Here is a 22,631-nt window from a genome sequence, read left to right as displayed (position 1 = left end):
CACCCGGTCACCAGAACTGTCGCCTGTACTCAATCCACCTGAAATAATGGATATACCCCGCATCACGAAGGTGTCGTCGCCTCGTATGCAGATTCAACGTCAACCACGCCGGTTGATGTACACCAAAGGAGAAAACTCGTGGATTGGCTCTTTGAGACACCCTGGACACTCTGGGTTGCACTCGCCCTCGTTTTCGCCGTCATAGAAATGCTCAGCCTCGACCTGTTCTTTCTCATGCTGGCGATTAGCGCAGGCATCACCGCAGCAATATCGCCCTTCGTCGATAACATGCTGATTCGAACCGTAATTTTCGTGGTAATCTGCCTGATTCTGGTTCTTGGCCTGCGCCCGCCGCTGCTGAAAAAGCTCAATAAATCAGCTACCGGAGCTGTCACTAACGCTGAAGCACTCGTTGGCGCTGAGGTGCGCGTCACTCAAGATGTGACTAGTGAAACCGGTTTGGTGGTACTAGCTGGCGACACCTGGACGGCGCGCACCGCCTCCGAAACGCTCCCTGCAGGATCACACGCGAGGGTACGAGCCATTGAGGGCGCTACCGCAATCGTAGAGCCTCTCCCCCACACCTAAGACCCATCTGAATACCGGCTTCAAAAGCAGGTTCAGATACCCAAAAAACACACCATATAACTCACCGATAAGGAGAAATAATGCCTATCAGCCTTATTCTGACGGTCCTACTCATCCTCTTCGTGCTGACGATGCTCGCCAAGACCGTGCGCGTCATCCCGCAGGGACGAGCCGGCATCGTCGAACGACTGGGTAAGTTCCACGCCGTTCTCAACCCCGGCCTGCATATCGTCATCCCCGTAGTTGACCGCGTGCTGCCCCTCATCGACCTGCGCGAACAGGTCGTTTCCTTCCCCTCGCAGTCCGTGATTACCGAAGACAACCTCGTGGTCGGCATCGACACCGTCGTGTACTTCCAGGTCACCGACCCCCGCTCGGCAACCTACGAAATCACCAACTACATTCGCGCCGTGGACGAGCTGACCAGCGCAACCCTGCGTAACGTCGTCGGTGGCCTGAACCTGGAGCAGACCCTCACCTCTCGCGACCAGATTAACGCGGAGCTGCGAGGCGTACTCGACTCAACCACCGGCCGCTGGGGCCTGCGCGTCTCCCGCGTGGACATCAAGGAAATCCAGCCCCCGGTATCCATCCAGGACTCCATGGAGAAGCAGATGCGTGCAGAGCGTGACCGCCGCGCCGCAATCCTCACCGCAGAAGGCCAGAAGCAGTCCGACATTCTGACCGCAGAAGGTGAATCCCGCGCAGCCATCCTGCGTGCAGAGGGTGAAAAGCAGGCACAGATCCTTCGTGCAGAAGGTGACGCACAGTCCGCAATCCTGCGCGCAAACGGTGAAGCAGAAGCCGTGCAGAAGGTCTTCGCGGCAATCCACGAATCTAACCCCAGCCAGCAGCTGCTCACCTACCAGTACCTGCAGACCCTGCCCAAGCTCGCCGAAGGCGACGCCAACAAGCTCTGGTTCATCCCGACCGAACTGGGCGATGCACTGCGCGGCCTGGGCAACGCATTCGGCACCCTGCCCGCATCCGACCTTGCGGACGCGCCGAAGAAGCCCGCAGCAGCGGCTCCCAAGAGCGCACCGCAGGCACCCGGAAGCTACGGCATCAACGCCTAAAAGCGGAATCTAACGCATAAAAAGGCGCGAATCACCAAAAATCACGCCGAATAAACACCACCACGCTGGGCGGGTGGAGACTATTACCGATATAATGGATGTTTTGTAAACGTTCGAGGGAATAGCTCTCCCCCGCCCAACGTTATGCCTAAAGCGCCACAAGGCGCACCCGACGACACTGGAGGAAAAATGAGCGATCGTAGCCTGCGCGGTATGCGCCTGGGTTCCCAGTCGATGGAAACCGAATCGAACGTACAGCCCGCGCCCCGCCAGCGCGTCGAATACCGTACCGCAGACGGTGACCGCGTTTTCGTGACCTTCGCGGCAGAAGCAGAAATCCCCTCGGTCTGGACCGCAAAGTCCGGCAAGGAAGCATACCTCGTCAACGGCGACTCCACCGCAGACGCCGAAGAAGAGAAGCCCGCACGTACCCACTGGGACATGCTCATGGAACGCCGCAGCATCGAAGAGCTGGAAAAGACTCTGGAAGACCGCCTGGAATACTACCGCAAGCACTACGCGCTCTAAAAGCGCTGTAGACACGCCGTAGAAAGGCTGTAGAAGCCCGCTAAGAGCCATTTGCGCTCTGAGCGGGCTTTCTTCTTTTGGTGGTGGCTTCGTCGATACGTGAGCCAGGAAAGAGTGCCAGAGAAAACAGAAAAAGGCCGGGGCGGATACGTTATGTATCCGCCCCGGCCTTTCGTATAAGTCTCAGAACGAGTTACTTGCCCAGAGCCTTCTTCAGCTTCTGAACACGGTTGGTCAGACCCCAGCGAGTCACCTTAGACATGGAATCGAAGATAATGTTGCCGTCCATCTTCGAAGCGCCAATCTCACGCTCAACGAAAGTAATCGGAACCTCAACAATATTCAGACCAGCCTGCTCAGAACGCCACGCCAAATCCACCTGGAACACGTAGCCCTTCGAGTCAATACCGTCAAGGTTCAGGCGCTGCAGAGCGTCACGACGGTACGCACGGAAACCAGCGGTAATGTCCTTGATGGAGGTGCCGAGAATCAGGCGGGTGTACAGGTTAGCGCCGCGAGAGAGAATCTGGCGGTGAGCCGGCCAGTTCTTGGTCTTGCCGCCGGGAACGTAACGCGAACCAATAGCCAGGTCAGCGCCCGCCTCCACAGCACGAACCAGGGAAGGAAGCTGCTCAGGCTGGTGCGAGCAGTCAGCATCCATCTCAATCAGAACGTCGTAGCCTGCCTCGAGGCCCCAATCGAAACCAGCGAGGTACGCGCCACCCAGACCGTCCTTAACGGTGCGGTGCAGAACGTGAATCTGGGAATCCTTAGCCGACAGCTCATCAGCAATCTGACCGGTGCCGTCGGGGCTGTTATCATCCACCACGAGAATGTCCACCTCGGGAGCTGCCTTGCGAAGACGCTCTACCACGACGGGCAGGTTCTCCTTCTCGTTATACGTCGGGATGACAGTTAGAACGCGCATATTACTCCCTCACAGGTGCATATAAAACAGGCAGTGTAGATATCCAGTATACCGGGTAAACATGTGGGCAACTGAACCAGCGGGGGCTTCCACTGCCCCTAAACTGCCTAAAAAGGTGCTGATAAGCTAAAAAATTAGTTACTTTCAGTGTAAATAGATTCCAGGATGGGCAGAGGCGAATCCTCATCCAGCACCGGAAGCAACGGAATGCGAGCGCGGGGGTCGGTGCTCCACGACGCGACGCGGGAGTCGGGTGCTTGGACCATGAGGGCTTCGACGCGCCATTGTGCTACGTATGCGGGGGTGTCGGGGGTGAGCTGGCCGGTGAAGGGGTTTTCTTCGTGGGCGAGGCGGTATACGCCGCGGGTGAGGGCGGCGAAGGCGCTGCGTGCGGAGATGCCGTGTTCGTCGTTGACGAGTTCGCGGATGAGGGACCATGCGCCGGGTGCGTACAGCTGAGCATCAGAACCCAGTGCAATGGAGGTGCCGGCTGCGTTTGCGCGGCGGGCCACGGATGCCACAGATTCGCGTGCCTCTCCCCCGGCGTGTGCGAGGAGTGCCTGGACGGTGTCGTTGGCGGTTTCGTCTTCTTCGGGTTCGCAGACGCTGAGGCCGAGGTTGATGCGTGCTTCTGCCAGTTTGGTGAGGTATTCGTCGGTGATGGGGTCTTGCGGGGTGCTGATTGCTGCGTCGAGGCGGATGGGCAGCCAGGGGTGGGTTTCGCGTACGGCGAGCGCGGCGTCGGCGGCGGTGGTGAAGCCGGCGGATGCGTCGATGGAGAGCAGGAGTGCGGCGTCTTCGGCTACCTGTGCTGCTGCGGGTGCCTCGTCGGGTGCGACAGAGATGCCGACCAGCTGCAGGCCCTTGACGGCGCGTTCGCCTTCGGTGAGGGGGCGCAGTGCCTTGATGGCGCTGATGAGTTCGTCGGTTTCAACGCCGGTGGCGTTGAGAATGAGACGGATGTCGGGGGTGCCGTGCTCGGCGCTGTAGTAGCTGAGTGCGGAGACGAGGTCGGGTACATCCTCCATGCCGGCGAGTACGGTGTGGGTGTGGTAGCCGGCTGCGCGGTATGCCTGCAGGTAGTCGAGGATTTCGGGTGCTTCCTTGTCTGTGACCGGTGCGAGGGCGCGCGCAAAGGCGGGGGTCAGCAGGGCGCCGTCAAGTTCGGTGATGGTGGCGGACTCGTCAGCAATGGAACGTGCCCCGGAGTCGGAACCAACCCAGCGGACGAAGCCGTCCTCGACCAGCATCGCGGTTGCGTACGGGTCGACAGGGCTGTACACGCTACCATCTACAAAAATTCGGGTAGACATTAGAATCCTTTCACCATTGAGGCGCGCCGGAGCGCACACGGGGGCGGGCACTTCGATTGTGCTCGCGTAGCTCAGCTGAGCGTCTCTTTCGAGTATAGAAGCACCCCCGCTGCCTGTGGTAGTTCGTTCGTCCTTAGATGACGTGGAACGACGCACAGGTGCGGGGGTGGTAGCCCGAGCCGGTCGGGCGGGATGTAGCGCTAGGCGCGGGTTAGACGTCGAGTGCGACCACGCCGCGGCGTACCGCCTCAATCGCTTCTTCACAGCGGGAGCGAATCACCGGGTCCAGTGAGCGGATGTGCGCGATCTGGTCCAGGGCGTCCAGTACCTGCTTTGCCCAGCGCACGAAGTCGCCGGCGGCAAGGCCGGTGTCCTCGATGGCCTTTGCGAGGTGCGCGCCGTTCGCCCAGGCATACATGGGTTCGACCAGACCGAAGTCGCACGCCGGGGTCGGGTTGACCTTGAACTGCTCCTCGGCGGCGTTCAGGTCGGCAAGGCGCTGCGTAATCGTCGCGATGGGTGCGCGCAGGGACGGGTGCGGGTAGTGAGCCAGGTATTCCACGGCGTCGCGCTTACCCTGGTAGGTTAGTGCGGCGACGGTTGCCGCGATGGCGGCGGGCTCCAGCCCGTCGAGGAAGTGCGCGTCCAAGCACAGGGCGGTCAGCAGGTCGCGCTCGCCGTAGATGCGGCGTAGAGCCTGGCCGCCGGTGGTTAGCGACAGTTCGTTATCCTCGGTGCGTTCCACGTAGCCGTAGCTCTCCAACAGACGCGCAATGCGGTTGAAGACCTGCGCAATCGTGTTGGTGCGGCGGGCAATCTGACGGCGCAACCCTTCGGTTTCGGAGTTGAGCTTCTGCCAGCGCTCAGCCCAACGCATGTGGTTTGCACGGTCGGAGCAGCCGTGGCACGGGTGGTTACGCAGCTGAGCCTGCAGAGCCTCCAGCTGCGCGTCAATGCTGTTCTGACGAGCAGGGATGTTCTGCTGTGCGAGCGCACGCGGGGCGCGGCCGTCGTAGAGTGCCTGGCGCATGCGGCTTGCGGTGTCGCGGCGTTCCTTGGCGGTTTTGAGGCTCAGGCGCTTGGGGATTTTAATGCGTGAGACCGGTTCGACGGCGCCTTCGAAATCGCGGGTTGAGGCGGTGCGCTGGTGCGCGTCCTCGGTGACGATGCCGATGCGCGGGTCGGCGTGCGAATCGGAGCGGGTGATGACGACTGCGTAGCCGCGGGAACGGCCGTGCGGAATGTAGATGATGTCGCCGGGCAGAAGCTGCTGGATGCTGTGGTGTGCCTGCGCGCGTGCGTGGCGTTCGTTGCTCTTGGACGCCTTCTTCTCCAGCTCGGCAATCTGGCGGCTGAGCTGTACGTATTCGGTGAAGTCGCCCAGGTGGCATGCCATGGCTTCACGGTAGCCTTCCAGGGCGTTCTCGTTCTTGCGCACACGCGATGCGATGCCCACGACCGACTTATCCGCCTGGAACTGCGCGAACGAGGACTCCAGAATCTTGCGGGTGCGCTCAGCGCCGTAGGAGGCAATGAGGTTCGCCGCCATGTTGTAGGTGGGGCGGAACGAGGAGTTCAGCGGGTAGGTGCGGGTTGAGGCGAGGGTTGCCACGTGTTCCGGGGACATGCCGGGGCGCCACATGACGACCGCGTGGCCCTCGATGTCGATGCCGCGGCGGCCTGCGCGTCCAGTCAGCTGGGTGTACTCGCCGGCGGTGATGTCCACGTGGGATTCGCCGTTGTACTTGGTGAGCTTCTCCAGAATCACGGTGCGTGCGGGCATGTTGATGCCCAGGGCAAGGGTTTCGGTGGCGAAGACCAGCTTAATCAGGCCCTGCGCGAAGAGGGTTTCCACAACCTCCTTGAACAGGGGCAGCAGGCCCGCGTGGTGCGCCGCGATACCGCGAATGAGGCCGTCACGCCACTCGTAGTAGCCGAGGGTGTTCAGGTCGCGGGTGTCCAGGTGAGCGGTCGCCTCCGCAATGTAGGCGCGGATGGTCTGCTGCTGTTCGGGGGTGGTCAGCGTAATATCTGCCGCCACGCACTGGCTGACCGCACCGTCACAACCGGCACGCGAGAAGATGAAGCAGATAGCGGGCAGCAGGCCCTGCTTGTCCAGGGCGCGCACCATCTCCGGGCGAGTAATACGCTGCGGACGCAGAGGCGCCTGCTCGCCGCGCGCATCAAACTCCCGGTCGTTACTGAAACGATCACGACGGTTCGAGCCGCCGCGCTCACCGCTGCTGAACGTCTCGTTCAGCCAGCCCTCACGGCGGTGACGGAAACGCTCACGCTTGCCGCCGTAACGGCCGCGACCCGGGCTCGAACGGAAGCCGGGGCGCAGCGCCTTCAGCTGCGGGTTCAGACGCAGACCGGCAAGCAGCGGGTTAGCGCCCGCCTCCACGGATGCGCCGCGCTGCTTAGCTTTCTGTGCCTTCTTCGCCTGCTTGCGGGAGAGCTTCTCCTCCGGCTCCTGCTTCTTGCCGTGTGCGTTGCCCTTCGCGGAGTTGTCTTCGGGTACGAACAGGTCCACCACACGGTGACCAACCATCATATGCTGCCACAGGGGCACCGGGCGGTGCTCAGAAACAATGATGTCCGTGCCGCCACGCACTGTATCCAGCCACGCGCCGAACTCCTCAACGTTCGACACCGTCGCCGACAGGGAAATAACGTTCACATGCTCGGGAAGGTGAATAATCGCCTCTTCCCACACCGCGCCGCGGAAACGATCCGCCAGGTAGTGCACCTCATCCATCACCACGTAGCCCAGACCGGTCAGCGTAGTCGAGTTGGCGTAGAGCATGTTGCGCAGCACCTCGGTGGTCATCACGACCACGGGTGCTTCCGTGTTAATGCTCGTATCGCCGGTCAGCAGACCCACATAATCCTCACCGTACGCGCGCACAAAATCGTGGTACTTCTGGTTGCTCAGCGCCTTAATGGGGGTCGTGTAGAACGCCTTCATGCCGCGGCGCAACGCCAGGTAGATACCGAACTCACCCACGATGGTCTTACCGGCACCCGTAGGCGCGGCAACGAGGACGGAGCGGTCCGCCTCCACGGCGGCACACGCCTGACGCTGAAAATCATCCAGCGGAAAATCAAGGGACGCCTCAAAAGCCCCGAGGGCGGTCTTCGCGTATGCGGCGCGTTCTCGGGATGCGGCGTAGGCGGCAGCGTAGTCGGTGCGCTCCGCCGGGGGCTGTGCGTTAGAAGCGTTAGAAGTGTGTGCGTCGGATGTGTGCTGTGCGTGGTGCTTGCTCATAGTATGTCCAGTGTAACGGTTCACCCGCCGCGAGCCTTCAGAAAGCACCCTGCACGGGCACTAATCCGGTATGGGCGAACAGCGAGCGCATCGGCTGCGCGGTTTCGGCGCAATTTATGCTCAGTTTCTGCCGGGATGTACCGGCGGGCGTTGTAAAAATTCGTCTGTGCGCGTCTTCGTCTGTGCGCCTCGAGCCGCTTTTTGGGGGCATGCGAAAGGGGCGGGGTACAGAGATTCTGTGCCCCGCCCCTTTCGGCTAGGTTGCTCAAAGCGAGCTATTCAATTTAGGAAGTCTTCTCTTCCTCGAAGTAACCCATCTTCGCCAGGTCTTCACTGCTGGTTGCGGTGTTCAGGCTTGCTTCATCCGAACCCTGCGCCAGCTTGGCAAGCTTGCGGTCGCGGCGCTTGTCGTTAATCATGCAGATGAGGATTGCTGCGAAGAAGAAAATCAGCAGCGGCGCCATGAGCACGAACATCATCATGATGTCGCTACCGGGTGCAGTCAGCGCTGCGATAACCGCAACGAGCACAACAACCCAACGCCAAGACTTCAGGATGGTCTTACCGCGAATCATGCCCAGCATGTTAATGCCGACCAGAATCACAGGGATGATGAAGGCGCAGGAGAACGTCACAACGAACTTCAGGATGAAGGAGATGTACACGCCCGCGTCAATGTAGTTACTGTCGTTGAGGGGGGTGAACTTCAGCAGTGCGTAGACCACGCCGGGGAGGGTGAAGTACGAAATGGCGACACCGCAGGCAAACGCGAAAATAGATGCGGTGAGGAAGCCGAAGAGATACCTCTTCTCCTTGGTGTGAAGTGCCGGCAGCAGGAATCGCAGCGCCTGGTAGAGCCAGACGGGAGAGGCGATCACCAAGCCGATGTACATACCGACCTTAAGCAGCTGGTCGAAAGGAGATGCGACGCTACCGTAGTTCAGGTTTGCGTTGCGGCCGGTTTCTGCGTTGATCTGCTGCAGGGGCACAGAGATCATTTCGATGAAAGGCTGGTAGAGGAAGACCGTACCGATGATGGCTGCGATGACGGTTGCGATAGCCGCTTTGATGAGGCGGTCGCGGAATTCGCGCAGGTGTTCCTTGAGTTCCATGCGTGCTTCAGGATTGATTTTGCGGTTGCGCACGTCCTGGTCGGGTGTTGCCACGTGGTGTCCTCTGGGTGTCGGTGCCGTGTGTGATTCGGCTGAGGGGGTCTGGTGGGGTGTTTATGGGGTGGTGCCGCAAAACCCGTGCCGGCCGGTGGGCTGGCACGGGTTTGGTGCATCGGTGGCGGGACCGTTACTTGGTTTCGGTCTTGCCGTCCTTGCCGTTGTCTACGACCTCAGCGGTGACGACCTCTTCGCCGTCCTTCTCGCGGGGGTCCTTCTTGGAGTCGTTCTTCAGACCCTCAACTTCGGTCTTGAAGATGCGCATGGACTGGCCGAGGCTGCGTGCCATGCCGGGCAGCTTGGGTGCGCCGAAGAGCAGGACGATGAGGAGGATAACGACGATGATGGTCGCGGGGTGGCTGAAAATCTGGCCCATGGTGGTGTGCCTTTCTGTTAGAGCAGGTCTCCGATGTTTTGAGGTTGGCCGAGTCGATCTCGTCGGGAGACCCGTCGCTTGATCCGCTCAGACCTGCGTGTCTGCTTACCTTGTTCGTAGTTATTGTATGCCTCGGTGATGGGTGTGAATACCCCGAGGGTGGTGTCTCGTGGGAGTTTTCGGCTTGCGTTCGCTTGCGCTGCGTCGAATTGTCCCTCGATTGACTCGACCCAGGTTACGGTTTCGTCAAGGAGTGTGAAACCGCGAGTGAGTGCTTTGTAGGTGAACCATGCCAAATAGAGGAGCGAGCAGATGATGAGCGCGCCCCATAGCAAAATCCAGAACCACCAAGACATGAGCACCATTATACAAGTTTTAGGTTAATGTTTTGGCCCCTTGGACGGGTTTTTAGGGCGTTTTTGCTTGTGGGTGAAGTGCTATTTTTCTGCGGGCACACCTGTAGGCACATCTACAGACGCACCCCTGCGGCTACTCGCGTTGAGGATGCGCAACTGCTCAAGCAGCGCCGCACGCAGGTGCGCGGGACCGACGAGTTCGAGGGCACCTCGGTGCGCGATGACGGTATCGAGGATGTTCTTATCCCCGGCGCCGTGGGCGTTGTTGTAGTAGTGGATGCGCACGTACTGGGTGCGTGAAGCCTGCTTCACGTGGTGGGTGCTACGGCGCATGTACGTTGCGGTGAGAGTATCGAGCGGTTCGCCGCTGGGAATGTGCTCGGTCGGGTGAATGCGCAACTCAGCAAAGGGATTGGTCTGGGTGCTGTGCTGCTTAGCGTGCCAATGCGGCACGGTGTCACCGGTGACCGGGTGAGCGCGACCGGCACCCGCCTCGTGGATGTGGTTGATGCGGGTGAGGCGGAAGTTACGCCAGAAGTTGGGTTCCTTCTCCTCTGCCTCGCTGTCTGCTTCTGCGTGAGCAAAAGCTTCGGGTACATACTCGGGGACTTGCTCACCGCGCGCGGCATAGTAGCGCTCCTCAGCGGTACGGCACCACGCATGCAGGTACATGTGATCGCGGTGCAACACCAGCGCATACGGGTCGACCAGGCGGTCAGCGGCACGCTCAGAGGTACCGTAACCAATGGTCACGGCGTTACCGCTGCTCAAGGCGGCGGTCGCCTCCTGTAGCAGAGGCTCCTCCGGCGCGAAGCACAGGTGCTGCGCGTACACGGGCGCGTTCGGGTACGCGGCGGCGAGCGCCTCACGGATGCTGCCCAGGCGCGCGTCCGCCGGGTGCAGAATATCTGCGGCGGAGAGGGTGAAGACAAGAATGGCGAGCTCGGTATCGGTGAGGCGGGCGTAGTCCAGTAGGGTGTGCGGGGTTGCGCCGCCAAAGTCCGGTAGCAGGTTAATGTAGCTGGGCTTGAGCGCGTCCGGGTCCTTGGGGTCGGCGTCGAAGGGTACGGTGTCTACCTGTGCGAAAATCTCGGGAATGATGGTCTTGCCGAGGTCGCGGTTTTTGTCGGTATCCACGCTGTAGAGAGCGTTGAGCTGGTTCAACGGCATGGGCGCCTCATCGTGGGCGCTCGCCCAACGGTCGGCGCGGTGCAGACCCAGAATCAGGTCGACGAGGGCATCGAGGACATTATTGCGGTTACGCTGATCGATTTTGCTCCAGGTGCCGGGGTCCTCGACCTCGCCGCTGTGCAGATCGGTGAGGGTGCGCAACAGCTGCTGCTGGGCGGCGTAGCTATCACGCTGGCGGGTGGGCGCGTCCTCAGATTCCTCGGGCGGCTCGATAACGCAACTGTAGCTCGTTGCCGCCACGGCGCTATCAATCGTGCCGTACGAGGGCACGGTGAAGGGCGCCGACAGCGTGGAATCGGCGTTGACCTCCATGACGGACAGGTACTCTTCGTATCCCTGAATGTCTTCAAGCCAGTTCTTGGCGTTGAACGTCGCGTTAATGGGCGTCGAATCGATACGCGAAAGCATCGTGAGCTTCTGAATGCGGCTGGCGCGGAAGGTGTACTCCTTACGTTCCGCGCTCTGCGTGTAATAGCCGACGAAATACCAGGTGCCGTAACGGTAACCAATACCGGCAACACTCACCTTCTCCTGGGTGCGGGTCGCGCCGGCAGCCGTTTGGTAGGTGAACGTGACCGTTTTACGCTCCGCATAGGCGGTGAACAGCTCGTTCAGGTGCGGGTTATCGCTAAAGTAAATGCGCTGAAGGGGCTCACGGTAGCTGTACAGGTTCTTCGCACGCTGACGCTTGCCGGTCTTCGGGTCCAGGATTTTTGCGGCGGCAAGCGCCTCATCGGTGAGGTTCTCGCTGGTCAGCGCAATCTTACGCAGGATGCGGTAGGCGTCATCCTGCAGTTCGGTGCCTTCCCACCCTCGCAGGATGGTGTTGATGAGGCGGAACTCCTCAGCAGTGGGGTTCCATGCGGGAAGCTTTGCGGCGTCGCTGGGTTCGAGGCGGTAGCGCTCCCCCAGATCCGTAGTCACGTGGGTGATGCGCGCGCCGGCATCGCGCAGGGTCTGCTTGGCTCGCTCAAAGGCACGTTCCTGCGACTCGCTGAGGGAGCCGTTCGCGCGGGTCTTCACACCGAGCAGGGTCAGTAGCTCGTTGCGGCTGATGCCCTGTTTGCGGGTTGCGGTATCGGGCGCCTCGGCGGCGGTGGCGAGGCGGTGAAGAGTCATGTAAAGCTGAGCTGCGGTGGACATGATTCCATCATACCGTGTGTGTTCCGCGGCACTTACTCAGCATGTGGGTACGCAAAAGCCCGGTACACAAAAGCCCGGCGCCCCTCCCCCAAACGGGAGAAGGCACCGGGCTAAGTTTCTCTTACGCGAGATGCGCGGAAACCTTATCGGATAAATCCTTAGCGGACGTCCAGCAGGTCCACCACGAAAATCAGGGACTCGCCGGGCTTAATGACCGAGCCTGCGCCGCGGTCACCGTACGCCATGTCGGCGGGAATCTCCAGGCGACGACGACCGCCGACCTTCATGCCGAGCAGGCCCTCATCCCAGCCGCGGATAACCTGGCCAACGCCCACCTGGAACGGCAGCGGCTCGCCACGGTTCCAAGAAGCGTCGAACTCTTCACCGGTGGAGAAAGCCACACCAACGTAGTGGGTGAGCACGCGGGAGCCGGGAACAACCTCAGCGCCTGCACCCTCGATCAGGTCGGTGATGACCAGCTCGGTGGGGGCGTCGCCCTCGGGGAAATCGATTTCGGGCTTTTCGCGGTCGAGGTTACGCTGACCGAAAGACATGGGTGTCTCCTTTGATTGGTTCGAAATGAATCGAAATAGTGGGTGCGCCCGCCGCCCATACAGGATAAGCGGCGAGCGCTGTATAAAACACTATATAAAAACGTGGGTGCCGGACTACTGTGCAGTAGCCGAAGCAGTAGCCGCCGGGGTTGCGGTCGCAGAAGCATCAGCGGTTGCCGAAGCGGACGCCTCCGCAGCAGCCGCGCTAGAAGCAGCCTGAGCACGCTGCAGAGTCTGCGGGTTCTCCTCCGCGCCCAGAATATCAACCACGAACACGAGGGGACCCGAAGGCTTGGAGCCGCCGGTGTCGTTACCGTACGCCAGATCCGCCGGGATGACCAGCTCAACGCGGGAGCCGACCTTCTTGCCCTTCAGGCCCTGAGTCCAGCCCTTGATAACGCCCTGCAGGGAGATACCCATCGGGGTGGCGGCGTCGTAGTTGCCGTCAACGACCTTACCGTCGGAGTACTGCACGCCAATGTAGCGCACGTACACGGTGTCGGTTTCCTTGACCTCGGCGCCCTCGCCCTCGATGAGGGTCTTAGCGGTCAGCTCGGTGACCTCCGGCTTGTTATCGGGCAGCTTAATTTCAGCCTTGCCGGTGGACTCATCCAGGGTGAAGGACGGCAGCGACGGGTCAGCCTCAACAGCCTTACCGGTTGCGTACTTGGGCAGCTTCGTCTTCACGGTGTACACCTCAACGTTAGTTGCGGCGCCGGGCGAAGCGGTCGTGGTGGTCACGCCCGCGGTGCTGCGCTGCTGCAGAACGTTGGTGGTGTACGAGAAAGAACCGCCAACCTTAATCTTCTTCAAGGTTTCGTACACCTGCGGTGCAGCCTGCTTCAACTGGTCGTTAATCGGCAGCAGAATCGGCTCGCTGGAGTAAGTGGAACCGTTAAGCTTGCCGTCGGTGCCGTTGAACACGGCAGCCTCAACGAGCACGTAGTCACCATCGTTGATGGACTCGCCGTTACCTTCCTCAATCACGTACGCGGAAGGGCTAGAAGCGGCGAAGGGAGTCGCGAAGGACGCCTCAGGCTCAGCGGTCGCGTTCTTCAAGGTGTACTGCACCTTGGACAGATCGCCGTTGCTGGACTGTGCGCCACATGCGGACAGTGCGAGCGCAAGAGCTGCCGCGCTGGCACCAAAGATAGTGAGCTTAGAGCGTTTGGTCATGGTTATCCTCTGGGGTTTTCTGTGAGAGTGGGGCGTGTGGGTGCCCGTGTGCCACAGAACAGTTTACAGGTATAGGTTTAGCTGTTTTATGTTACGGCACGTAGCTGTGTTCAGGCTGTGTAGCGGCCGGGGTGTTCCCGAAGGCCCGAGAACCCCGACCGCTGGCGGGTTTCCCCTGATCAGGGCGTTTCTAGTAGCGCTGTTTAGGGGTGCCGTCTAGCAGTGCTGTTTAGCAGGGCGGCGGGAATGCCGCCTCCTGATGCTGATGCGCCTTAGACGCCAACAGGCTCAGCACCTCCTCCAGCTCATCGCTGCCAGTAGCAAACGGGTCCTTACACACCAGCGTGTGCTGCGGGTACGCGTTGAGCTTCAAGTGCACCCAATCCACGGTGAACTGCTCCCCCGCCGCAATCGCCGCGTTAATGAAACGCGAACGCTGCAGAGCGCGAGTGTTCGGCGGCTGAGTCTTCGCCGCCTCCGCAGCACCCTCGGGCAAGATGCGCTTGACCGCACCGCGACGAACCAGCGCGTGGAAGACGCTACGCTCCGGGTCGATGTCGTGGTACGCCAAATCCAGCTGACGGATGCGGGCGCTCGCATAATCGGCGGGCTGGCCAGCCGCGCGGGCGCGGGCAATATACGCATCCAGAAGCTTCTTCTTAATCGCCCAGTCAATCTCTGTGTCAATGCTGCTGTAGTCGCCGGACTCGATAGCGTCCAGGGTGCGTTGCCACAGGTCCAGGGCGTATTCCACGTGATGGTGGTGCGCGCCGTACTGCTGCACGTACTGGCGTGCCGCATCCAGGTAGTGACGCTGAACGCTCAACGCCGTGTAGTGCTTACCGTCCGTGGTTTCGAAGGTTGCGGTGCCGGTCAGGTCGTGGCTGATAGCGCGCAGAGCCGCCGGAACAGACACAATATCCAGGCTCGTGACCGGGAAGCGGTCCTCCAGCATGCGCAGCACCAGGTCGGTGCTGGCAATCTTCAGCAGGGTCGTCGGCTCCGCCATGTTCGAATCGCCGTTAATGACGTGCATGCGGCGGAACTTCGACGCGTCCGCGTGCGGCTCGTCGCGGGTGTTAATGAGCGGGCGAGCGCGCGAGGTTGAGGTGGATGCCGCCTCCCAAATATGGTCGGCACGCTGCGAGAACGAATACGACGGCACACCCGTGCTGGACGCCGGGTCGGTCGAACCGGGCACCGGGCCACCGTTCGGGTGGGTCTTACCGGCACCAACCAGAATCTGGCGGGTCACCAGGAACGGCACGAGCTGGGCAATCAGGTCGTTGAACTGCAGTTTGCGGCTGATCAGGTAGTTCTCGTGGCTGCCGTAAGAGTTGCCCGCCGAATCCACGTTGTTCTTGAACAGGTACAGTTCACCGTCGAGGGGGCGGCCCTCCGAACCTGCGAGCAGACGCTTGCGGGCGGTACGCGCCAGGTCAGCGAAAAGCAGCTCACCGGCGCGTTCCTGCGCGAGCAACTCGTCAATGCTGCCGCATTCGGCGGAGGCGTACTCGGGGTGCGAACCCACGTCAAGGTAGAGCCTACCGCCGTTGGGCAGGAAGACGTTCGTTGAACGCCACTGATCCAGGACGGGTTTGAAAAGGGCGGCGGCGGATTCTTCGATGCTCAGCCGACCGATTCCGTGCGGGACGTAGCTGAGCCCGAATTCGCTTTCAATGCCGAAAATACGGTGTTCCATGATGCTGACCCGGCGCAGCGTGCCGGTTACTCGCCGCCCTTCTGGACGAAGCCGGTGACGAAGTCTTCAGCGTTCTCAGCGAGCAGGCCGTCGATTTCGTCGAGCAGGTCGTCGACCTCGCTCACGTCAGAAACCACGTGGGAGGCGGCGAGGCTTAGTTCCTGCTCCTGCTCGGCTGCGGTGGTTTCGGTCTGCTGTGCGCTGATGCGTTCGCGGCTCATGGTTCTCTCCTTCAAGGGTTTTGTTCAGACCGGTTAGGGGGCGGTCTGAACGTCAAGTGATGGGGTCAGGCGGGGTGCTTAGATGCGTTGCTGGAGGCGGCGCGCCGATTGTCGCGACCCGAATACCGGATACTGGCTACTGCACCCTACCTGTGGGTTATGTGGTTTTTGCTCTTCCGAATGGGGGTATCCACCCCGGGGAAGAATATGAGTTTATGTGGGTTTGCGGCTGTGAGGCGCTACTAGCGCAAGCGGTTCAGCAGCTCATCCGAATGGTTTACTTCGTCCAGCAACGGCTCCACCTCAGCGGCACCGTAGCGGGTCGGCTCCATCATCGTAAAACGAGTCAAATCCTTCGAATACCTGCCGCGGCACGAGACCGTATCCCAGTTAATGCCCAGAATCTCCTCGGGCCAACGCGCCATCAAAGTGCCACGCAAAAACGCGCGCGTCTCACGCGGCGGCTCGGTCGTCGCACGCTCCACCTGCTCCGCAGAGAACAGCGTACGCATACGGCCGCGCGCCACCAGGCGGTGATACAGGCTCTTCGACGGGTCAATATCAGCGTACTGCAAATCCAGAGCCTTCAACTTCGGATTCGCATAATCTACGCCCTGAGCGACATAACCGCGCACCAGCGCATACTTCGCCACCCAATCCAGACGATCCGCCAGCGAAAGCGGGTTGGTTTCCAGGGCATCCAGGACCTCGCCCCACAGGTCGAGAATCTGCGCGGTCGCAGCATCCACACCCGCCGGGTTCGACTCCTCGTGCGCGCGGGACGCCTCGTAGTAGGCGCGCTGAATCTGCAGGGCGCTCGCCGAACCGCTCGTGGACACCGGGTTCGGCAGGGTCGCCGAAGACGGCGCCAGCGGCAGCTGAACCGACAGCGACAGGTCGTGGCTGACCGCGTGCATCGCCGCCACCGGGTCGGACAGGCGCACACCCGGTAGCACCGGGTGCTGCTCGCTGTGCGACTCAATCAGGTTCATCACCAGCGCCGCCGTACCGAACTTCAACAGGTTCGAGTAGTGTGAGAGGTTCGCATCCGCCGGAATCACGTGCAGGCGGCGGTACTTCGACTCGTCCGCGTGCGGCTCATCGCGCGTGTTCACAATCGGGCGGCGAATCGTGGTCTCCAGGCCAATCGTGCGCTCAAAGAAATCAGCACGCGAACTAATCTGGAAGCCCGGAACCTCACCGTGCGTACCAATACCCACACGGCCCGCGCCCGTGAAAATTGCGCGGGTCGCAAAGAACGGCAGGAGCGCATCCGCAACCTGCTCAAACGGAACATCACGGCTGATTAGGTAGTTCTCGTGGGCGCCGTAGGACTGACCCTTCGAGTCGGTGTTGTTCTTGTACAGCTTCACCTGCGGCAAATCCTGCGCGTGGTTGCCCAGCTCCACCAGCGACTCGTACGCCAGCGCGTCACCGGCAGCGTCATAGAGCACCGCATCGGCGGGGGTCAGAACCTCCGGCGAGGAATACTCCGGATGCGCGTGATCCACATACAGGCGCGCACCATTGGGCAGAATCGCGTTCATGGTCACGCGGTCCCAATCCAGACGCTCCGGGAAACCATCGCGCCCGTGTACACCGGCGAGCGCATCCAGGGCGCTACGCGGCTCGGCGGGCTCACCCGGTGCCTGCACGCCCGCCTCACGCATAATTTCCAGGGCGATATCTTCGCTGGTCAGTTCGGTGCGGGTGTGCGTCATCTGGCTCGAGTGGGCGGTGGAGGCGTCCTGAACCTGGCCGAACGCGTCACGTAGCGGCGACTCGGATTCACCCAGCCACTGACCCTCGGGGGTGGCGGTTGAGTAGTTCTCTGCCTGGCGTGCCTGCTCGGCGGTCAGCTCATCCGCCAGGGCGCGGCGCTGCAGCTGCTCGCGGAAGGCGGCGCCGCGGCGGAAGGCGAGTTTGGCGTAGGTGTTGACCACCAGTGCGGACAGCACGGTCGGGTTGGTGCCCGGCGCGGAGGGGGCGATGACGCCGTACTCGGTTTCTGCACCCATAATGCGGTGCACGCCGTAGCTGGGGGTGGAGTTCATGGGGTTCTCCTGAAAAATCTATACCATCCAAAGGCTTTGGACCTGCGGTAATGCTGGGGTTGATGCGGGATAAGCGCGGGGTGTGGGCTGAGCGCACGGTTGAGTGGGCGCTCGCCGCCCGGCTCATGCGGGCGCGCGGTTTAGCGCGGCGGCTCCACCGACACCAGGCGGCCACGCACACCGGCAACGGTGAGCGCATCCTCAATATCGGGCAGCGGCGGCAAGTCCACCTGATCCTCAAACTCGGCGCGTACCGCCTCCAGCAGGTGGCGGGTACCAATACCCACACTCGAGGCGTCCGCACCGGCGGTCAACGCCTGCAGCTGCTCCTTAATTGCGGCCTTCTTCGCGCGGTCCACAATATTGCGAATCACCGCACCCGAAGCGAAATCGCCGCGGTACAGCGTGTGAGTGGACAGGTTTGCGCTCGCACCAGAACCAACAACCATGGAAGAATCCACGGTCGCCACAGCGTACGCCGTGGAGGGGGTGCGCGCGTACAGCTGACCTGCCGCCGCCGCAATCATCGCGGTCAGGGCGGCGCGGGTCGAACCGGCGGCTGCCACCTCCGCAGCGTCCAGGGGCAGGTCCTCGGTCAGGTACAGGCCGAAAATCTCAGCCGCACCGGCGGCGTCCGGGCGGTTAATGCGAATCTTCAGGTCGAGTCGGCCCGGGCGCATCACCGCGGCGTCAATGAGGTCTTCACGGTTGGTTGCACCAATAACGATGACGTTCTGCAGCGACTCCACGCCATCAATTTCGGCAAGCAGCTGCGGCACGATGGTCGTCTCAATATCGGAGGAACGACCCGAACCGCGCATACGGAACAGCGACTCCATCTCGTCAAAGAACACGACGACCGGGTGACCCGCCTCCGCCTTCTCACGGGCGGCAACAAAAATATCGCGAATCTGACGCTCCGTCTCACCGACGAACTTATCCAGCAGCTCGGGGCCCTTAATGTTCAAGAAGTAGCCGCGAGTAGCCGAACCCGGGTTCAGCGCAGCCGCACGAGCCGCCAGGGAGTTCGCCACAGCCTTAGCAATCATAGTCTTACCGTTACCGGGAGGACCGTACAGCAGAATACCCTTGGGCGGCGCCAGGTGGTAGCGCTCAAAAATCTCGGGGTGCAGGTACGGCAGCTCCACCGCGTCACGGATCTGCTCAATCTGCGCGCCCAGGCCACCAATCTGCTCGTAGGTGACGTCCGGAATCTCTTCCAGAACCAGCTCCTGCGAACGGGAGGCGGGCACCTGCGAGGTCAGCATGCGGGTGCGCGTGTCGAGCGTGACCGCGTCACCGGTGCGTAGCTGCTCAATGTCGAGGGAACCAGCCACACGCGCCACCTGCTGAGCACCCGAGGACGTATCAACCAGCACGCGCTGCTCATCCAGCACCTCGCGCACGGTCACCACGTCGCCGAAGGGCTCGGTGTCCAGGGCGAGCACCGCCTCCGTCTTGTCGTTGAGCAACACGGTCATGCCGGGGGTCAGCGTGGACAGGTCAATGAGCGGGGACACGGGAATACGCATCATACGGCCGCTCACCTGAACATCCAGGTAGGTGTCAATCTCGGCGGGAGTCTTATCGTCCGCGACCTGCTCGTAGGTCATGGTCTGACCCTCATGCACCGCCAGCACAATCGCCGAATTCAGCGGCGGCATAACATTCTGCGAGAGGGACGCGCGCAGACGCTCCACCTGGTAGCGCATGCTGGTGATTGCCTCAACGAGCTTGCGGTTCTTCTCCCCCGCACCACGAATCTGTCGGCTCATATTGTCGCGGGTTGCCTCCGCCGCGGAGAGTCGACGTAGCACGGCGTCATACTCCTGCGCGCTGACGGGCTGACTGCCGGGCAGGGAGGTCGACCCGAAAGCAGCCGAGTAGTGCGGTGCCGCGCTGGCTGCACTGTGGGCGGTGCCGTACTGGGGGGTTCCTGCCTGATCTGCAGATTCGTGGGTGGACACGGTAGCTCCTTTAGCTGTTCGTCCTTGTCGGCGGCTACCCGGTGCCGGGTATTGGGCATCGGGCAAGGCGAGTAGCCTGGTGGGTGCACTGCGGGGGCTCCAGGCAACGCCCGTGCCCCCGCAGGTCAAAGGTGGTTCAAATTATTCGGCGGACTCAGTCGCCGCAGCAGCTGCGTCGTTTTGCGCGGTACCGTTTTGTTCGAGCGCAATCTCGTTCGCGCGTGCGGCGTGAGCGGCGAGGTTCTTCGCATCGCGGGCTGCGCGGCGAATCTTCTTATCGGTCACCTCGCGCTCACCCACGTTCATGGGAATCCACGCGTTCATATCCTCTTCAGAGAAGTCAGTCTTGGATGCGCGACGCTTCGGTGCCAGGCGTACCGCACCGTCAGCCAGGCGACGAGCCACCACCAGGAACGCGGTGTGCGCCACCATGCGGTGATCGGGGCGGACCGCCAGGCCCTCCACGTGCCAGCCGCGAACAATGGTCTCGTCGCACTCGGGTTCGGTGAAGCGGCCGTCCAGGCGCATGCCCTCAACCAGGCGGGACATCTGGGTCACGGTCGCAACGTAGCAGATGAGCACGCCGCCGGGTGCGAGCGCCTCCGCAACAGCGTCCAGGCACTCCCAGGGTGCGAGCATGTCGAGTACGACGCGGTCGACGCTGCCGGGCTCTTCAACCTGCGGCAGGGTGTCCTGCAGGTCGCCGATGCTCAGCTTCCACGCCGGGTGGGGACCGCCGAACATGGTTTCAATGTTGCCGCGGGCGACGTCTGCGAACTCTTCACGACGTTCGAAGGAGTGCACGCATCCGTAGTCGCCGACTGCACGCAGCAGTGCGATGGACAGTGCACCGGAGCCTACGCCGGCCTCAACGACGCGTGCGCCGGGGAAGATGTCTGCCTTGACGATAATCTGGGCGGCGTCCTTGGGGTAGACGACGGCCGCGCCGCGCGGCATGGAGAGCACGAAGTCCTTGTAGAGGGGGCGCAGCGCCTGGTAGAGGATGCCGTGAGTGTTGGCGATGACGGTGCCTTCGGGTGCGCCGATGAGGTCGTCGTGCTTGAGGAAGCCCTTGTGGGAGTGGTATTCTCCGCCTTCTGCGAGGGTGATGGTGGTGATGCGGCCGCGTTCGTCAGTGATTTGGACGCGCTCGCCGGGGCGGAAGGGGCCGCGGCGGTTGATTGCGCCGGTGGGGGTGTGGGTGCCGCTGCTCACGGGGTGATTCTCCTCGGGTTTGGGTCAGTCTGTGCTGTTCGCCGTTGCGGCGAACTGTGGACGGAAAAAGTCTTTTTCTATTTTAGCGGAGTCTGCAAATCGGCTCTGGCGCATTACCCCGCGGGCGTGATAACCAGTCATCGGATTCTACAACCGGTTAAACGCAAAAGGGGTGGGTGACCCTGGACTATTCCAGAGTCACCCACCCCTTTGTTGGGCTCATATTGCTCTCAGAAGCCCTACGCTTCCTTCTGCGCCTCGTACGCGCGTACCTCAGCTAACATCTCTGCGGCGAGCGCATCGACCGTCTCACGGTCATACGGGCGAAGAGCGTACAGCTCCTCCATAACCGACGGAGCCATTTAGAGGACCACGCCCAGGCGTGCCGCCAGGATGTCACGCACCAGCGCGCCACCACCGACGGTGGTGTCCGCCAGCGCCTTCACAGCCCACGCATCCACAGCCGCCAACGCCGCCGGAGCGTTCAGGTCCTCGCCGAGTGCCTCACGCACAGCAACCAGCAGCTCAACCGCCGCTTCATCGGTGACACCCTCGGAACCCTCACGGCCCTCAGCCACCGACACCGCGTGACGGTAAGTGTCCAGGCGAGCCTTCGCGTGCTCCAGCAGCTCATCAGTCCAGAACCAATCCGAACGGTAATGCTGACCCATAATCGCCAGACGCACCGCGTTCGCATCCTCACCGGCCGCACGCAGACGCGAAACCAGCACCAGGTTACCGCGGGACTTGCTCATCTTGTGGCCGTCTAAACCGACCATGCCGGTGTGCGCGTAATGCTTAGCGTGCGGGCGTGCAGACACAGCCCACGAATGGCCAGCACCCAGGTCGTGGTGCGGGAAAGTCAGGTCGTTACCGCCAGCCTGAACGGTCAGCGAACCATCCACGAAACGGCGGGCAATCATGGTGCACTCGATGTGCCAGCCGGGGCGGCCCGCGCCCAGCTCGCCGGCATCCCAGCTCGGCTCGCCCTCACGCTTCACACGCCACAGCAGCGGATCCAGTGCGTCACGCTTACCTGCACGGTTCGGGTCGCCGCCGCGCTCAGCGAAAATCTCCAGCATCTCATCACGGGTCAGATGGCAGACCTCGCCCGGCGCCCACGAATAACCCTCAGCGTTCGCGGGCAGCTCACGCACAGCCTTCAAATCCAGGTACACGTCACCGTCAGGATGCACCACACCCTGCTCATCGGTGAAACCGGGCACGCGGTACGCCAGGCCGCGGCGGTACAGGTCCTCAATCAGCGGGAACAGCCACTCAATGGACTCCACCACACCCACATAGTGCGCCGGCGGAATCACGTTCAGCGCCTTCATGTCGGTGCGGAACAGCTCCGTCTGATCCTCAGCCAGCTCACGCCAATCAACGTTCGTAGCGGTCGCACGCTCCAGCAGCGGGTCGTCCACATCGGTCACGTTCTGCACATAGGTGACCGGCACGCCCGCATCCAGCCAGGCGCGGTGCAGCAGGTCAAAAGCAACATAGGTGGAGGCGTGACCCATATGCGTCGCGTCGTACGGGGTGATACCGCAAACGTACAGGCTCGCCGCCTTATCCTCCTGAACCTGAACAATCTCACCAGCCGCAGTATCAAAAATACGCGGCAGCGCAGCCTGACCGGGCAGAGTCACAGAGGCCGGAGCATCCCAAGCTCGCATGGGTTTCCTTTCCGTAAAAACGCCCACACCCGGTGGACGCGCCACACCCGCCGCCCAACCTCAAGGCATGCGGGTGCCAAAAAATCTACTCCAATAAGAATACCCGCCCGTGAGAAACTCACGGACG

The 22,631-nt window shown here is 61.8% G+C and carries 18 protein-coding genes; 3 read left to right on the top strand and 15 right to left on the bottom strand.

Annotated features, from left to right (window positions below):
* Nucleotides 1-138: 138 nt before the first annotated feature.
* The 3 genes from RWL87_RS03615 (at nucleotide 139) to RWL87_RS03605 (ending at nucleotide 2,192) form a co-directional block, all read left to right on the top strand.
* Nucleotides 139-588, top strand: coding sequence for an NfeD family protein (locus tag RWL87_RS03615; RefSeq protein ID WP_313968947.1), 450 nt, complete (start codon nucleotides 139-141; stop codon nucleotides 586-588).
* A gap of 80 nt (nucleotides 589-668) precedes the next feature.
* Nucleotides 669-1,664, top strand: a complete 996-nt coding sequence (locus RWL87_RS03610) for an SPFH domain-containing protein (RefSeq protein WP_313968946.1) — start codon at nucleotides 669-671, stop codon at nucleotides 1,662-1,664.
* A gap of 189 nt (nucleotides 1,665-1,853) precedes the next feature.
* Nucleotides 1,854-2,192: an RNA polymerase-binding protein RbpA gene (locus RWL87_RS03605; protein WP_005506034.1), complete on the top strand. Its 339-nt coding sequence runs from the start codon at nucleotides 1,854-1,856 to the stop codon at nucleotides 2,190-2,192.
* Between the two features lie 193 nt (nucleotides 2,193-2,385).
* Here RWL87_RS03605 and RWL87_RS03600 read toward each other — a convergent pair whose 3' ends face one another.
* From RWL87_RS03600 to mshC, 15 genes are all read right to left on the bottom strand, one after another.
* Nucleotides 2,386-3,120 carry a polyprenol monophosphomannose synthase gene (locus RWL87_RS03600; protein WP_313968945.1) on the bottom strand — a complete coding sequence of 245 codons (735 nt, stop codon included), beginning with the start codon at nucleotides 3,118-3,120 and terminating at the stop codon, nucleotides 2,386-2,388.
* 134 nt (nucleotides 3,121-3,254) lie between these two features.
* Nucleotides 3,255-4,433, bottom strand: coding sequence for an amidohydrolase (locus tag RWL87_RS03595; protein WP_313968944.1), 1,179 nt, complete (start codon nucleotides 4,431-4,433; stop codon nucleotides 3,255-3,257).
* A 211-nt stretch (nucleotides 4,434-4,644) separates the two neighbouring features.
* Nucleotides 4,645-7,701, bottom strand: coding sequence for a DEAD/DEAH box helicase (locus tag RWL87_RS03590; RefSeq protein WP_313968943.1), 3,057 nt, complete (start codon nucleotides 7,699-7,701; stop codon nucleotides 4,645-4,647).
* A 284-nt stretch (nucleotides 7,702-7,985) separates the two neighbouring features.
* Nucleotides 7,986-8,867, bottom strand: a complete 882-nt coding sequence (gene tatC, locus RWL87_RS03585) for a twin-arginine translocase subunit TatC (protein ID WP_313968942.1) — start codon at nucleotides 8,865-8,867, stop codon at nucleotides 7,986-7,988.
* Nucleotides 8,868-9,000: 133 nt separating this feature from the next.
* Nucleotides 9,001-9,246: a Sec-independent protein translocase subunit TatA gene (gene tatA, locus RWL87_RS03580; protein ID WP_005506024.1), complete on the bottom strand. Its 246-nt coding sequence runs from the start codon at nucleotides 9,244-9,246 to the stop codon at nucleotides 9,001-9,003.
* 437 nt (nucleotides 9,247-9,683) lie between these two features.
* A complete protein-coding gene (locus RWL87_RS03575) occupies nucleotides 9,684-11,936 on the bottom strand; it encodes a WYL domain-containing protein (protein WP_313968941.1) in 2,253 nt (750 codons plus the stop codon).
* Between the two features lie 158 nt (nucleotides 11,937-12,094).
* Nucleotides 12,095-12,490 (bottom strand): FKBP-type peptidyl-prolyl cis-trans isomerase, encoded by a 396-nt coding sequence (locus RWL87_RS03570; RefSeq protein ID WP_005508667.1) that lies wholly within the window; start codon nucleotides 12,488-12,490, stop codon nucleotides 12,095-12,097.
* Between the two features lie 114 nt (nucleotides 12,491-12,604).
* On the bottom strand, nucleotides 12,605-13,666 hold the full coding sequence (locus tag RWL87_RS03565; protein ID WP_313968940.1) for an FKBP-type peptidyl-prolyl cis-trans isomerase: 1,062 nt from the start codon (nucleotides 13,664-13,666) through the stop codon (nucleotides 12,605-12,607).
* Nucleotides 13,667-13,895: 229 nt separating this feature from the next.
* On the bottom strand, nucleotides 13,896-15,368 hold the full coding sequence (pafA, locus tag RWL87_RS03560; RefSeq protein WP_313968939.1) for a Pup--protein ligase: 1,473 nt from the start codon (nucleotides 15,366-15,368) through the stop codon (nucleotides 13,896-13,898).
* Between the two features lie 26 nt (nucleotides 15,369-15,394).
* Entirely contained in the window at nucleotides 15,395-15,589 is a 195-nt protein-coding gene (locus tag RWL87_RS03555) for a ubiquitin-like protein Pup (RefSeq protein ID WP_070830818.1), read from the bottom strand.
* Nucleotides 15,590-15,831: 242 nt separating this feature from the next.
* Complete coding sequence (gene dop, locus RWL87_RS03550) at nucleotides 15,832-17,643, bottom strand: depupylase/deamidase Dop (protein ID WP_313968938.1); 1,812 nt, start codon at nucleotides 17,641-17,643, stop codon at nucleotides 15,832-15,834.
* Nucleotides 17,644-17,783: 140 nt separating this feature from the next.
* Complete coding sequence (arc, locus tag RWL87_RS03545) at nucleotides 17,784-19,610, bottom strand: proteasome ATPase (protein WP_005508671.1); 1,827 nt, start codon at nucleotides 19,608-19,610, stop codon at nucleotides 17,784-17,786.
* 141 nt (nucleotides 19,611-19,751) lie between these two features.
* Nucleotides 19,752-20,825 (bottom strand): tRNA (adenine-N1)-methyltransferase, encoded by a 1,074-nt coding sequence (locus RWL87_RS03540; RefSeq protein WP_313968937.1) that lies wholly within the window; start codon nucleotides 20,823-20,825, stop codon nucleotides 19,752-19,754.
* Between the two features lie 239 nt (nucleotides 20,826-21,064).
* Nucleotides 21,065-21,187 carry a hypothetical protein gene (locus RWL87_RS03535; RefSeq protein WP_313968936.1) on the bottom strand — a complete coding sequence of 41 codons (123 nt, stop codon included), beginning with the start codon at nucleotides 21,185-21,187 and terminating at the stop codon, nucleotides 21,065-21,067.
* On the bottom strand, nucleotides 21,188-22,504 hold the full coding sequence (mshC, locus tag RWL87_RS03530; protein WP_313968935.1) for a cysteine--1-D-myo-inosityl 2-amino-2-deoxy-alpha-D-glucopyranoside ligase: 1,317 nt from the start codon (nucleotides 22,502-22,504) through the stop codon (nucleotides 21,188-21,190).
* Nucleotides 22,505-22,631 lie beyond the last annotated feature (127 nt).

The organism is uncultured Rothia sp., from assembly GCF_963555405.1.
Classification (GTDB): domain Bacteria; phylum Actinomycetota; class Actinomycetes; order Actinomycetales; family Micrococcaceae; genus Rothia.
The sequence above is the reverse complement of the archived record's forward strand: the minus strand, read 5'-3'. Positions and strand labels throughout refer to the sequence as shown.